Below are 13,090 nucleotides of genomic sequence, written 5' to 3'. Positions count from 1 at the left end.
CACAGTGGGCGTAGGCACAGCAGGGAGACGGCAGCCCATGTGTGAAAGCTGAACCATCCGGCAGGCTGGAGGGACCACCCCATTTCTGAGGAGATCGTTTCCGGATGACTGTCACCACCGTCGCCGCGTACGCCGCCCCCGCTCCCAAGGCCCCGCTGGAGCGCACCACCGTGCCGCGCCGGCCGGTCGGCGAGCACGACGTACTGATCGACATCAAGTTCGCCGGTATCTGCCACTCCGACATCCACCAGGCCCGGGAGGGCTGGGGCAAGGGCATCTTCCCGATGGTCCCCGGTCACGAGATAGCGGGGATCGTCGCCGAGGTCGGCCCCGGGGTCACCAAGTTCGCCGTCGGAGACCGGGTCGGTGTCGGCTGCATGGTCGACTCCTGCCGGGAGTGCGACAACTGCAGGGCCGGCCTTGAGCAGTACTGCTCCCGGGGCAACATCGGCACGTACAACGCCCGCGACAAGCAGGGCGAGCCCACTTACGGCGGCTACTCCACGCACATCGTCGTGGACGAGAACTACACCCTGCGCATCCCCGAGGGCATCGGGCTCGACGTGGCCGCGCCGCTGCTCTGCGCCGGGATCACCACCTACTCGCCGCTCGCCCACTGGAAGGCCGGGCCCGGCAAGAAGGTCGCCATCGTCGGCCTGGGCGGCCTCGGTCACATGGGTGTCAAGATCGCACACGCGATGGGCGCCGAGGTGACCGTGCTGAGCCAGTCGCTGCGAAAGCAGGAGGACGGGCTGAAGCTGGGCGCCGACCACTACTACGCCACCAGCGACCCGAAGACCTTCGAGGAGCTCCGGGGCACCCTGGACCTGATCGTCTCCACGGTCTCCGCGCCGCTCCCGCTCGACTCGTACCTGAGTCTGCTCAAGACGGACGGCGCCATGATCAACGTCGGCGCCCCCGAGGAGCCCGTCTCGCTCAACCTGTTCTCGGTGATCGGCGGCCGGAAGACCCTCGCGGGCTCCGGCATCGGCGGCATCCGCGAGACCCAGGAGATGCTGGACTTCTGCGCCGAGCACGGCTTCGGCGCGGAGATCGAGGTGATCGGCGCCGACCGGATCAACGAGGCGTACGAGCGCGTGGTCAGCAGCGATGTGCGCTACCGCTTCGTGATCGACACCGCGACGATCTGAGGCCTCGCCCGGCCGGACGGGCGGGGCCGTCCGGGCACCGCCGGCCGGCCCGCTCAGCCGACCAGTGCGCGGTACCCCGAGCCGAGCCGGTAGTCGCCCGCGTGCCGCACCGTCAGCCCGGTCCACTTCCCGCGCCGGTGCACCGATCCGCCGCCGCTCGCCCGCAGCCAGGGCGAGTACGCGATCCGTACCGTCACCGTCCCGGGCCGCGGCACACGCACCACCAGCCGTGCGTCGCCGCCGCTCACGACGCTCGCGGGTGCCTCCACCAGCGGGGTCGCACCGCGTACCCGGTAGATCCGCCAGTGGGCGTCGTGCCAGACCGGCTGGAGCCAGTGCGGCCCCGACCGTACGAGAGCGGCCTCGCCCTCGGCCGGGCCGTCGGGGCGGCCGTCGTGCAGCACGACGTACCCGACGGCGAACCGGTCCAGCCAGGCCCGGTACGTGGTGGCGGTCAGCGACCCGTCGTAGAAGAGCCGCCCGCGCTCCACGTCGAGCTGGCGGTTCCAGCCGCGGGCCATGTTCACGTGCGGGGCCAGCAGGGTGGCCTCGCGGTGGTTGCGGGCGGGCACCACCTCGACCCGGGTGCGGTCGGCGCGCAGTCCGCGCAGCGCGGTGACGACCCCCTTCGTGTCGGCGGCCCAGGCGGGCACGGTGGTCGAGATCCGCAGGTCGTCGGCGGTCTTGTCGGCGAGCCAGTAGCAGTTCAGGCAGAGCGCGGCGACCAGCAGGGCGCGCCGCGCCCGGGTGTCCTCACCGAGGGCCGCGACCAGCAGCACGACCGGCCCCACCAGACCGACGAGCCGCTCCACGTTCGTCCCGATGGGAGAGGGGATCAGGTAGGTCAGAACGACGCCCGCCCCGTACACCAGCGCGCTGTACCGGACGATCCGGTGCCGCGCGGCGAGCGCCAGCGCGGCGCACGCGGCCAGCGGCATCCAGAGCTTTCCGGCGGCCATCGGCTGCTCGCCCTGGAACGGGAAGACCAGCGTCGTCGCGGCGACCACCACGAACGGCGGCAGCGCGAGCCCCAGCCCCCTGCGCCACTGCCGGTCGAGTAGGAGGGCGCCCGCGAGCACCACCAGGAACAGCCCGGCGACCGGACTCGCCATCGTCGCGAGCGCGGCGCACACCGGCGCCGCGACCCGGCGCTCCAGCCACAGCACGGCGAGCAGTGCCATGGCCACCCCCACCGCGAAGGTGGTGCGCCCGGACGCGACATTGCACCAGAGCGCGAGCGCACCGAGCACGGCTGGCGCCAGCGGCCACCGCACGCCGGTGCGCACGACGAGGCGGGAGAGCACCCAGGTCCCGCCGGTCCCGGCCAGCACGGAGACGGTCGTGGTGCCGAACCAGGCCATCAGATACGGCGTCAGGAGGCTGTAGTTGGCGGTGTGGGTCCCGCCGTACCAGAACAGGTTGTACGCGGATGCCGGATGCCGTGACGCGAAACCGGCCCAGGCGAACTGGGCTGCCAGATCCCCGCCCCCGGTGGCCAGCACCGTCGCCCACACCGCGTACAGCGGAAGGACGCAGCCGGTGGCCACCAGCGGCACGAACCACCACCGGCCCGGACTCCGCCCGGAACTCGGGCTGCTGGGCCGTATGTTTCCCCCGGCGCGCAGCTGAACCTTCTCAGTCATCCCCACGGGGAAACCCTAGGCGGTGCGCCGGTCGGTGCCTCATCCTGCCCAGGTCACTTCAGCGCGCTCCCGGCCGTCCAGTCGGCCCAGGGGAGGTTCCATCCGTTGATGCCGTTGTCCGGGGTGACCTTGCCGCCCCCGGCCGAGTTCTTCACGATGACCACGTCACCGATCAGCGAGTTGGTGTAGAACCAGCCGGCCGGGGTGGAGGTGTCCGTACCGCCCTGCGCGTCCCGCATCCCGATGCAGCCGTGGCTGGTGGCCTGCGAGCCGAACGTGCTGGGCGCCGCCCAGTAGTTGCCGTGGATGAAGGTCCCCGACCGGGTCAGCCGCTGCGCGTGCGGCACGTCCGGGATGTTGTACTCGCTGCCGAGCCCGACCGTCGTGCTGTCCATCTTGGTCTGCTGGTACTTCTCCGAGATCACCATCGTGCCGTTGTACGTGCCGTGGGACGGGGAGCCGCTGGAGACCGGGATGGTCTTGAGCGGGCTGCCGTCGCGCACCACGGTCATCGACTGCTTCGCCGCGTCCACGGTGGAGATCTGGGACCGCCCGACGGTGAACGAGAACGTCTTGTCCTGCACGCCGTACACACCGGGGGAGACCTCGACACCGGCCAGCTTCAGCCGCACCTTCACCACCGACCCCGGCGTCCAGTACTCCTTCGGCCGGAAGTCGAGACGCTGCGGGTTGAACCAGTGGCCCACGGCCTGTTCGCCGCCGCTCGACGTGATGGTGACGGCCGATTCGACGGCCTTCTCGTCCTTCACCGGTTTGTCGAGGTTGAAGGAGACCTCCATACCGACACCGACCTTGGTGCTCGGTTCGGGGGTGAAGAACGCGATCACCGAATTGCTTTCGGCGACGGTGGTGAAGTGGGAGATCTTCGCCAGGGTCTTGCCGCCCGGGTCCTTGGCCTTCGCGGTGAGCACGTACGGCGTGCCGCGTTTCAGGCCCTTCCCCGGCCGCCAGGAGACCTTGGACGTGGCCATCGCACCGGGAATGGCCCGGCCGGTGTTCTGGTCCGTCAGGGTGACCGAGGTCAGGGTGCCGTTCTCCACGGCGGCCCGGATGTCCCCGGTGTTGATGCCGACGTTCTTGGCCCCGTCCCCCGGTGTGGTGGTGAGCCGGGCCCGGGGCGTACTCGTGCTGGTGGGCACCGGGGTCTTCGTACCGCCGCTGCCGCCGCCGGACCCTGCGGAGCAGGCGGCGAGCGCCAGCGCCCCGACGGTGAGCAGGGCCAGGAGGACGGCCCATCGGATCCGGGGACGGCTGATCGGTATCAAAGCTCTCGCCTCCACTGCGACGAGGAAGGGCCGGGTGGATCGCCCGGCCTTGGCGCGTTCTGTCAGCTTTCGTGTGCTTTTAGATCGGCTTTCTGTCTGCAGTCTGCGGCAGCGGATGCGGAGTGACACTTCTGGTTGCGCTTACCGGGGGGGTGCGGGGGCCGGCCGGGGGCCGTCGGTGACGGGAGAACGGTGGCCCCCGACCGGCTGATCGGGGCCACGCCCAGCTCCAGCCCTACGGCGTCGCCTTCGCCTCCGCCGGCTCCTCCTCGCACCGCGCCGTCCGCGGCCGCAGCATGGCAGCGGCCAGTACCGCGGTGGCCACGAGGACTGCCGCGGCCGCACCCGCGACCGTGGTGAAGCCCTGGTCGTAGGCGTGGCGTGCCGCTGCGGTGAGCCGGATCGCCGTTGCCGACGGGAGTTGTTTCAGGACTTCCTCCGCCGAGGCGAAGGATTCCTGCGCGGTGCTCTGCTGCTGTGCGCTCAGGCCGGCCACGTCCGGCAGCCCGGTGCGGTAGGTCGCGGTCAGTGCGGTGCCCAGAATGGCCACGCCGAGGCCGGCGCCGAGCTCGAAGGAGGTTTCCTGGATGGCGGCGGCCTCCCCGGAGCGTTCGGGCTGCGCCGCGGCCATGATGGAGTCCGCGCCCAGGGTCATGACGACTCCCGCGCCGAGCCCGGCGGCGATGAGGGGCGGGATGAGCTGGCCGTAGTGCCCGGTGTCGCCGGTCAGCGCAAGGGCGGCCGCCGCGGCGGCGAACAGGGTGAGCGATCCGGTCAGGGCCCAGCGATTGCCCCAACGCGCCGAGGCCCAGGGTGCGGTCGTGGCACCCACGGCATTCGCGGCGGCCATGGGCATCAGGGCGAGTCCTGCCCGGACCGGCGAGAACCCGCCGACCTGCTGGAACCACTGGGTGAGGAAGAACAGCAGGGCCACATAGCTGCCGAAGCAGCCGATCACACACACCGTCGCGGTGGAGAAGCGGCGGTCGCTGAAGAGCGAGAAGTCCAGCAGAGGTTCGGCCAGCCGGCGCTGCCGTCGTACGAACAGGTAGAGCAGCAGTGCACCGCCGAAGGCCGCAGCGAGGATGAGCGGGTCGACGCCCACGTGCTCTCCCGCCTGTTTGAGGGCGTACACGACCCCCGCGAGCCCGGTGATCGACATGGCGACGCTGGCCATGTCCCAGTGGCGCGGGGCGGGGTTGCGGGACTCCGGCACCACTCGGGCGCCCACGACGAGGATGACCAGCACGATGGGCACGTTGACCAGGAAGACCGCACCCCAGCCCCAGCGCTCGGTGATCAGGCCGCCGAGCAGCGGTCCGAGGGTGGCGCCGACGCTGTGGGCCGAGGTCCAGATGCCGATCGCGGTGGCCCGTTCCCGGGCGTCGGTGAACACGACACGGATGATGGCCACGGTCGACGCCATGATCATCGCGGCGCCGATGCCCAACGCGACCCGGGTGGCGATCAGTTGAGGCGTCGTGTTGGAGAAAGCGGCGGCCGCCGACGCCAGCCCGAACACGGCGAAACCGCTGAGCACCATGCGTTTGCGCCCGATCCGGTCCCCGAGGGTGCCGCAGGTGACCAGCAGCGAGGCGAGCGTCAGTGAGTAGATGTCGACGATCCAGAGCAGCTGCACTCCGCTGGGATGCAGGTCCAGTGCCATGCTCGGCACCGCCGCGTGCAGAACGGTCAGGTCGATTCCGCACAGGAGGAGGCTGGTGGAAACCACCGCGAGGACCATCCATTTGCGCCGCTGCGAGATGACATCCGGCTCGGCCGGATTATTTGCGGGGGCATCGCCATTCGTCATGCTCGCACTATCGTGGGATACGAATGGAAGGCACAAGTACGGTCTTTGATGTGACGTAGTATCAAGATGTATACCGTGGTGGAGGTGAAGCCGTGCGCGACAGTGCGGAAGAGACGCCGGAATACTGCGCGATCGAATGTGCCATGGAAGTTCTGGGCGGGCGATGGAAACTGGCCATTCTGAAGGAACTCCTGGCTGGGACAAGGCGGTTCAGTGAGCTGAGGCGTGCGATGCCTCGCATCACCCAGCGCATGCTGACGCGTCAGCTGCGCGAAATGGAGACCGACGGACTGGTGATGAGGACCGTTTACCGTCAGGTGCCGCCGAAGGTCGAGTATTCACTCACCGAGATCGGACGCAGCCTTGACGGCATCGCCGACCAGCTCGATACCTGGGGACGCTGGTACCGGGCGAGCCGGGCCGCGGTGACCGGCGCCGACGGGGAATTCCCGGTGGCCGATTCGCGAGATGAGGACACGGACCTGACCGCCGTTCGCGCCTGAGGGCCGTCCCGTCATCCCTGGCGGGTGCAGGACGGGTGCAGGACGGGTGCAGGACGGCGGCCACGGCGGAGGCGGAGCGCGTGCGGAAGCGCAGGCGGAGGGGTCCCGGCGCCTTGCCCGGCCTGCCGTGGCGGGCTGGGCAAGGCGCTCAGGGCGCGGAGACCCCGATGGTGGCGGCGAGGGCGCCGAGCACCTGACGCAGCTGTGCGACTGCTTCGGTGTCGTCGGCCGGGTGCGTCTCGGCGAAGCGGGCCACTGAGCCGGGTATCGCGAGTGTGGGGCCCTCCAGGACCGTGGCGCCGGCGATACGGGCCGACTTGCGGGCGTCGTCCTGGGCCCATGCACCGCCGTACCGGCCGAGGGCGGTGCCGATGACGGCAGTCGGCGAACCCGCCAGGATGCTGGAGCCGTACGGGCGGGACAGCCAGTCGATGGCGTTCTTCAGCACGGCGGGCATGGTGCCGTTGTACTCCGGGGTGACGAGCAGGAGCGCGTCGGCGCGCGTGGCACTCTCGCGCAGGCGGGCGACGGCGGCGGGTCGCTGCTCGTCGGTGTCGATGTCCTCGTTGTAGAAGGGGATCTCGGCCAGGCCCTCGTAGACGGTGACCTCGACGCCCTCGGGGGCGCGCTTGACGGCGGCCTCGGCCAGCTGGCGATTGTACGAGCCGGAGCGCAGGCTGCCGACGAGGGCGAGGATGTGGACGGACATGGATTCTCCGTGAGTTGTCAGATGGCCGGGGAGGGCCGGATGCGGCTCATGGTTCCCGCCGGCCCGTGGCCTGCCCGGAGCGGCCGTCCGGCTCTCCCGAGGACGCACCGCACCCGGGACAAGTCCCCTCGCGCCAGGTCGGATGCCCTCCTCGCGGTTTTGGCCGGAGGGCCGACACCGGCACTGGCGCAAGCCCGCGGCCGGCCCTGATCCGGCGCACTCCGGTTCCACGGCCGTGCTGCCGTTGTGGCCCATCGGGATCCGGCCCGTGGGCCACAACGGCAGCACATGGCCGCGGAACCGGACTCAGAACTCCAGCAGGTTCTGCCGGAGCGTGTTTCCCGGTGTGTACACGGAGCGGGTGAGCCCCCGGCGCTGGAGCGCGGGCACGAGCCCGTCGGTGACCTCCGCGATGTAGCGGCGGTTCAGCCGCAGCACCGGGGTCGTGATCATGAAGCCGTCGCCGCCGACTTCCTCCATCGCCTCGCCCATCCGCTCGGCCACCTGGTCCGGGGTCCCGATCAGCTCGATCGAGGAGACCAGACCGCCCGCGGCGTCGACGACCAGCTCGCGCAGCGTCTTGCCGCTGCCCCACTGCTGGAGCTGGTCGAGCGAGCCCTGCTCCCCATTGGTCTCCAGCCGGTACGGGAGCGGCTCGTCCAGATCGAACTGCGCGAAGTCGATCTCCGTGAGCGCGGATGTCTCGGCGAGGATGTCGTGGATGAACTCGGGTGAGTTGATCATCCGGGTGTGCTTGTCCCACGCGTCCTGTTCGGTCTCGCCGAGCACGGGCGTGACACAGAACAGGACCTTGATGTCGTCCGGGTCGCGCCCGTGGTCCTTGGCGTGGGTCCGCACCTCGTCGCGGAACTGCTTCATGCCCTCCACGCCGTTGGCGATGGCGATGATCGAGTCCGCGTTGCGGGCCGCGAACGCCCGGCCCCGCGGTGAGGCCCCGGCCTGGACGAAGGCGGGCCGGTGCTGCGGCGAGGGCACGGTGTTGAGCGGGCCGCGCACCTGGAAGTACTTGCCCTTGAAGTGGATGGGACGGACCTTGGTGTGGTCCGCGTACACGCCCTTCTCGCGGTCGAGTACGACAGCATCGGCGTCCCAGGAGGCGAAGAGCTGCCTGACGACATCGACGTACTCGTCCGCCATCTCGTAGCGGGCATCGCGCGACGGCAGCTTGTCGAGGCCGAAATTCTGTGCGGCCAGGTTCTCGGCGCTGGTGACGATGTTCCAGCCGAACCGGCCGCCCAGCATGCTGTCCAGGGTCGAAGAGAGCCGCGCGGTCATGAACGGCGGATACGCCAGCGTGGACAGGGTGGACACGATGCCCAGCTGTGAGGTCGACAGCCCCATGGCCACGGCCAGCGGCACGGGGTCGTGCTTGGGCACCACCATCGCCTGCTTGAGGGCTGCCTCGGAGGATCCGCCGTAGGACTCCGGGACCATCAGCTTGTCCTCGATGATGACGTAGTCGAAGCAGGCGCGCTCCAGTGCCTGGGCCACCTCGGTGTGGAACTTGCCGTCCCACGGCGACCCGCCGGTCCCGAACGGTCCCTGCCAGTCGTCCGGAGTGAAGTTGAAGATGAAGGCGAGATGGAACTTCCCCGCCGCCTGGTCGGATTCGCGCTGTGCGTTGCTGTTGGTCATGCGCCTCGTCCCTTCGTTGCAGCTGCGGGCGGTGTGGCCCGCCGCAGGCCCTCTTCATGGCCGTTGGGGGACGTACGGCCTCGTCGGTCCGGGCGGCTGCGTGCCAGCAGCAGCCCTTCGCCCTGCCGGATCATGGCCAGGGCCTCGTCGGTCACGTGCCGGAAGAGCTTCTCGCCGAGCTCCGCGCTGGAGCCCGAAGTGGACGACAGGATGCCGTTGTTGGTGGTCTGCTTCACGTCGATGGGGTGCAGGTAGACCCCGCTGCGCGGCGGGCTGTCGTGTTCGGGCCGCTCCTCGGTCACCAGCTCCGGGCGCAGGTGCAGCATCAGGCTGGTCTCGGTCAGGCCCGCGTGCTCCGCGTGCCAGCCCGGGAAGCCGGGCACCTCGGCGGCGATCCAGGATTCCCGCACCAGGCTCCACCAGCTGAACGCGTAGACCTCGGGGCCGTCCAGGAGCCCCCGGCCCCGTACCTGGTCGAGCGCTTCGAAGAGGAACGGCTCATTCTCGAAGTGGCCGTTCACGATGATCAGGCGTTCGAAGGGGAGCGCGACGAGCGACTCCAGTACTTCCCGCAGGTAACGGATCAGGGTGTCGCCGCCGACGTACAGCGTCCCGGGGAAGGAGAGCCCGCCGCCGCTCTGTGGGAGTGAGCGGGCGGCGATCTGGTGCACGGGCAGGGTGAATGCGTCGAGCCCGGCGGCGATCTCGGCCGCGAACGCCTCGGCGAGATCGGAGTCGACGCTGAGCGGGAGATGCGGGCCGTGCTGTTCGGTGGCGCCGATGGGCCAGACCAGGGTCCTGCCCTGGACGGACCGGTTCACTTCGGAGCTGGTCAGGGCGGAGAACGGCCGCTGGGTCACCGGGCCGCTCCCGCCGGCTGGTCGGCCTGGCGCCCCAGAACGGCATCGGTCTGGGTGACGATCCGGTCCAGCGTCTCGTACATGTCGGTGTGCAGCGCCGTGTAGACCTGGGCCACATTCGCACCCACGCTCAGGTAGTCGGCGACGTCCTGGCCGGAACTCACACCACCGCACCCCAGCACGGGCAGTTCGAATCCGCGTCGGCGCAGCCGCCAGATGGCTGCGAGTACGAGGGGTTTGATGGCGGGGCCCGAGTAGCCGAAGACACCGCCGAGTTCGAGTTCACCGCTTTCGGGCGAGACGGCGGCACCGGAGATCGTGTCGCTGACGGTGACGGCGTCCGCGCCGCCCGCGATGGCGGCGCGGACCCGGTCGTCCAGGCCCTCGCCGATGGCGAGTTTGACCGAGAGCGGCAGCGCCGTACGCGAGCGGGTGGCTGTGGTGTAGGCGTAGACCCGGTCGGGGTTGTCGTCCTCGCCGCCCGGCTCCTCGTTGATGCAGGAGATGCCGAGTTCCAGCGCCCGGCAGCCGGTGGCCTCCACCCGTGCGGCGAGCTCACCGAGCTCGGACGGACTGTCGGCGTGCAGCGAGGCGATGACCGGTAACTGCTCCTCCGCGAAGGAGGTCAGTACCGCCAGCCAGTGCTCGACGGACCTCTTGGAGTACGTGGTGCTGTTGAGCATGCCCGAAGGCAGTCGTAAGATCCGCTCGTCGAGATCCCGGGGCGGATTCGGGTGGATCGTTTTGGTGACGACAGCGCCTGCACCGGTCGCCAGCAGCTTGCGGATGTTGCGTTCCTGGTCGGTGAGCAGACCAGATCCGACAACGACCGCGTTTTTGAGGGTAAGTCCCAGAATGCGTACGCCGGACAAGAAAATCCTCCGTGGTGAAGCGGCTCGGGGATGCGCGGTCGACGGGCCGAGGGCCAGGGTCACCGGGCGCGTGGGAGCAGGTGGCCGCGAGGACCGTCAGACGCTGATGCCGGCGGCCGACCCGAGCGCCTCCCGCTGGACCTCGGTGGCGGCGAGAACGGCGTCGATCAACAGGCCGGGCTTCTCGTTGAACTCGTCGAAGTCGATGACCTGAACCGAGCCCACCCGGTGCAGCCCCTTCAGCAGGTGGCTGGCGGAGTCCACGAACGGCTGCTTGGTGACCAGCACGATGGGACGGCCCAGCGCGGTGGCCCAGCCGAGTTCGACGTGGGTGCCGTCGGTGCGGCGCAGGGTGAGGTCGGGCAGCACCGGCAGCACGGGGACGAACACGTCGCACTTGCGCATCCAGCGGAAGTCACGGACCGAGACCTGATCGGGAGTGAACTGTGCGGTGTCCTCACCGAACTTCTCCGCCACATGGGCGGAGAAGATGTTGCCGCCGTTGTCCCGGACGGTGCCGATGGCCCTGGTGATGGCGCTCTGGAGGTCGCCCGCGAAGCCCTCTGGCAGGATCGCGTGCTGGATCGGGCCGCCGACGAAGACGTCGAGACCAGCGAGCAGCCCGGACCGGTTGGGGGTGGTAGCCATGTGGAAAACTCCTGACAGACATTTAATGTCTATTTGACATGGGGAGGCATTGCCTGGAGTCGGCGCGAGGAGTAAATCGCGCCACCGTCAGGGAATGCCAGAGGGGTGGCCGGAAAGGATCAAGCTCTTTAGAGTGGCCGACTTTAGATGGCCTGGCGGGAAAGTGATGGTGTGCGTACGGGGTGTAGCGCGCTTTCCCTGCCTCGTTCTATACCTTTACGGTTACGTGGGACCGGCTGCACTTTCGGCCAACGATGCGTACCGGCCACGGTGATAGAGCAGGGGTTTTCTGTCCTCGACCGTGTCCAGCGCGAGAACACGGGCGGCAACGACAAAATGGTCGCCCGCATCGAACTCCGTCTCGGTCGCGCACTCCAGCCAGGAACACGCGCCGTCGAGTCTCGGGGACCCGCCGGGCGGACAGCTCCACTGCAAGCCGACATACTTGTTGCCGCCCGAGCGGGCGAAACGCCTGCTCAGGTCGGTCTGATCCGCGGCCAGGACGTTCACGCAGAACCTGCCCACACCCCTGATGACCGGCCAGGTGGTGGACGTACGGCCGGGACAGACCAGAATCCGCGGCGGATCGAGGGACAGGGAGGAGAATGCCTGGCAGGTGAATCCGACGGGCCCGTCAGGACCCATGGCGCTGATGACGGTGAGACCTGTACAGAAGCTTCCGACGGCCAGGCGAAATGAACCGGCGGTGACATTGTCCTGAACTGTGGTGGATGCGCTTTCGCCATGCAAGAGCGTTCCTCACGGTAGAACGTAGAACGGCGGAGCCCGAGCTGCACGTTGTTCTGTGAGCTTTCTCGGAGATTAAAAGTCTGCACTAAATGGCGACTCCAGACAAGACGCCTACCGATCATGGGCAAGAACTTGTAATGATCTAGCTATGGTGAATGATTCAGACACCCTGGAGTACGCCAACCGGCGCGTAGTGGCTGCCTTGCAGGTCAATCCACGAGCCGGCGTCGGTGAAATCGCGCGGATCCTCGGCGAGCACGAGCGCACCGTCGCCCGCAGGGTCCAACGGCTCGCCGACTCCCGGGCCATCCGCCCCACAGCGACGTACGATGTCATGCGCTGCGGGCTGGGGAACTCTGTCGGCCTGCGCCTCCAGGCCGCACCCGGCGCCCTGGAGAAGACCGCACAGGCACTCGCCGAACATCCCGAACTGCGCACGGTCCTCGCCCTGTGCGGACGCTCCAGCACCCTGTGGTGCGAAACGCTGCTGCCGTACGGATCCCGACTGCACACCCTGATGGCGGAAGGAATCCCCGGTCTCCCCGGTCTCCCCGACATCACACTCGTGGAGGCCCACTTCACCCTCAAGACCTTCACCACCGAGGCCAGTTGGCATGTTCCGCTCCTGGCTCCCGACGAGAGGCGACAGCTGCTGGCCAGCATGGTCCAGCCCTTGGCCGACCTCGCCGATCACTACGAACTGACCCCCACCGACCGACGTGTCGCCGACGCTCTGGCCGAAGACGCCCGCATCAGCCTCACCGATCTGTCACGACGGTTCGGCTTCTCCGTCGCCACGGCCGGCCGCCGCGTGTCCTCGCTGCTGGAACGCCGGATGATCCAGTTGCGTACGGAGATCGAACCCGCCCTGCTCGGGCACCCCTTCGAGGCACAACTGCACCTCAAAGTCGGCCCCGCCGGTCTGGACCACGTCGGTGCCGAACTCGCCGGCTGTCCGGAAGTGCGCTACTGCGCGGCCGTCACCGGAACCTCCAACCTGCTGGTGCAGGTGTGCGTGGAGAGCGAGGCACACCTCTACCGTTTCCTCGGCGAACGGCTCGGCGCCCTGCCCCAGATCACCGAGGTCGCCACCGAACTCGTCGTCCACGCCTTCAAACGTGGCTCCGTCCTCAAGGACGGCGTCCTCGCCGCACATCCCAACCAGCCCTGAACCGCCATCAGACGGGAGTTCACTGGTG

General features: G+C 69.0%; 12 protein-coding genes. 3 read left to right on the top strand and 9 right to left on the bottom strand.

The window, feature by feature from the left end:
- The first annotated feature begins 104 nt into the window (after positions 1-104).
- The gene (locus OG285_RS11655) at positions 105-1,151 is read left to right on the top strand and encodes an NAD(P)-dependent alcohol dehydrogenase (protein ID WP_356828380.1); all 1,047 of its coding nucleotides are present in this window, start codon (positions 105-107) and stop codon (positions 1,149-1,151) included.
- A gap of 53 nt (positions 1,152-1,204) precedes the next feature.
- Here OG285_RS11655 and OG285_RS11650 read toward each other — a convergent pair whose 3' ends face one another.
- The 3 genes from OG285_RS11650 to OG285_RS11640 form a co-directional block, all read right to left on the bottom strand.
- Entirely contained in the window at positions 1,205-2,707 is a 1,503-nt protein-coding gene (locus OG285_RS11650; RefSeq protein ID WP_371793506.1) for a hypothetical protein, read from the bottom strand.
- 140 nt (positions 2,708-2,847) lie between these two features.
- Positions 2,848-4,080 (bottom strand): Ig-like domain-containing protein, encoded by a 1,233-nt coding sequence (locus OG285_RS11645; protein WP_371790914.1) that lies wholly within the window; start codon positions 4,078-4,080, stop codon positions 2,848-2,850.
- 235 nt (positions 4,081-4,315) lie between these two features.
- Entirely contained in the window at positions 4,316-5,893 is a 1,578-nt protein-coding gene (locus OG285_RS11640) for an MFS transporter (RefSeq protein ID WP_371790913.1), read from the bottom strand.
- Positions 5,894-5,985: 92 nt separating this feature from the next.
- On the opposite strand from OG285_RS11640, the gene OG285_RS11635 reads away from it, so the two are divergent.
- Complete coding sequence (locus OG285_RS11635) at positions 5,986-6,396, top strand: helix-turn-helix domain-containing protein (RefSeq protein ID WP_356828376.1); 411 nt, start codon at positions 5,986-5,988, stop codon at positions 6,394-6,396.
- A gap of 148 nt (positions 6,397-6,544) precedes the next feature.
- On the opposite strand, the gene OG285_RS11630 is transcribed toward OG285_RS11635, so the two are convergent.
- From OG285_RS11630 to OG285_RS11605, 6 genes are all read right to left on the bottom strand, one after another.
- Positions 6,545-7,105: an NAD(P)H-dependent oxidoreductase gene (locus OG285_RS11630; protein WP_371790912.1), complete on the bottom strand. Its 561-nt coding sequence runs from the start codon at positions 7,103-7,105 to the stop codon at positions 6,545-6,547.
- Between the two features lie 306 nt (positions 7,106-7,411).
- The gene (locus tag OG285_RS11625; RefSeq protein ID WP_356828372.1) at positions 7,412-8,761 is read right to left on the bottom strand and encodes an NtaA/DmoA family FMN-dependent monooxygenase; all 1,350 of its coding nucleotides are present in this window, start codon (positions 8,759-8,761) and stop codon (positions 7,412-7,414) included.
- Positions 8,758-9,621, bottom strand: coding sequence for a creatininase family protein (locus OG285_RS11620; protein WP_371790911.1), 864 nt, complete (start codon positions 9,619-9,621; stop codon positions 8,758-8,760). Before OG285_RS11620 ends, OG285_RS11625 begins: the two co-directional genes overlap by 4 nt.
- Positions 9,618-10,493 (bottom strand): dihydroorotate dehydrogenase, encoded by an 876-nt coding sequence (locus tag OG285_RS11615; RefSeq protein ID WP_356828368.1) that lies wholly within the window; start codon positions 10,491-10,493, stop codon positions 9,618-9,620. The genes OG285_RS11620 and OG285_RS11615 overlap by 4 nt, the downstream gene beginning before the upstream one ends.
- Positions 10,494-10,589: 96 nt before the next feature.
- On the bottom strand, positions 10,590-11,141 hold the full coding sequence (locus OG285_RS11610) for a nucleoside 2-deoxyribosyltransferase (protein ID WP_356828366.1): 552 nt from the start codon (positions 11,139-11,141) through the stop codon (positions 10,590-10,592).
- Positions 11,142-11,363: 222 nt separating this feature from the next.
- Positions 11,364-11,891, bottom strand: a complete 528-nt coding sequence (locus OG285_RS11605) for a flavin reductase family protein (protein WP_356828364.1) — start codon at positions 11,889-11,891, stop codon at positions 11,364-11,366.
- A 148-nt stretch (positions 11,892-12,039) separates the two neighbouring features.
- Between OG285_RS11605 and OG285_RS11600 the strand changes: the two genes are divergently transcribed.
- Complete coding sequence (locus tag OG285_RS11600; protein WP_371790910.1) at positions 12,040-13,062, top strand: Lrp/AsnC family transcriptional regulator; 1,023 nt, start codon at positions 12,040-12,042, stop codon at positions 13,060-13,062.
- Positions 13,063-13,090 lie beyond the last annotated feature (28 nt).

The sequence above is a fragment of the Streptomyces sp. NBC_01471 genome, assembly GCF_041438865.1.
Lineage (GTDB): Bacteria > Actinomycetota > Actinomycetes > Streptomycetales > Streptomycetaceae > Streptomyces.
This window is presented reverse-complemented; position numbering and strand designations above follow the sequence as displayed.

What these genes read in the sequence shown, in the direction of transcription:
- OG285_RS11655 (WP_356828380.1), top strand. Translation starts at nt 105, where the DNA reads ATGACTGTCACCACCGTCGCCGCGTACGCCGCCCCCGCTCCCAAGGCC.
- OG285_RS11640 (WP_371790913.1), bottom strand. Translation starts at nt 5,893, where the DNA reads ATGACGAATGGCGATGCCCCCGCAAATAATCCGGCCGAGCCGGATGTC.
- OG285_RS11630 (WP_371790912.1), bottom strand. Translation starts at nt 7,105, where the DNA reads ATGTCCGTCCACATCCTCGCCCTCGTCGGCAGCCTGCGCTCCGGCTCG.
- OG285_RS11625 (WP_356828372.1), bottom strand. Translation starts at nt 8,761, where the DNA reads ATGACCAACAGCAACGCACAGCGCGAATCCGACCAGGCGGCGGGGAAG.
- OG285_RS11610 (WP_356828366.1), bottom strand. Translation starts at nt 11,141, where the DNA reads ATGGCTACCACCCCCAACCGGTCCGGGCTGCTCGCTGGTCTCGACGTC.
- OG285_RS11600 (WP_371790910.1), top strand. Translation starts at nt 12,040, where the DNA reads ATGGTGAATGATTCAGACACCCTGGAGTACGCCAACCGGCGCGTAGTG.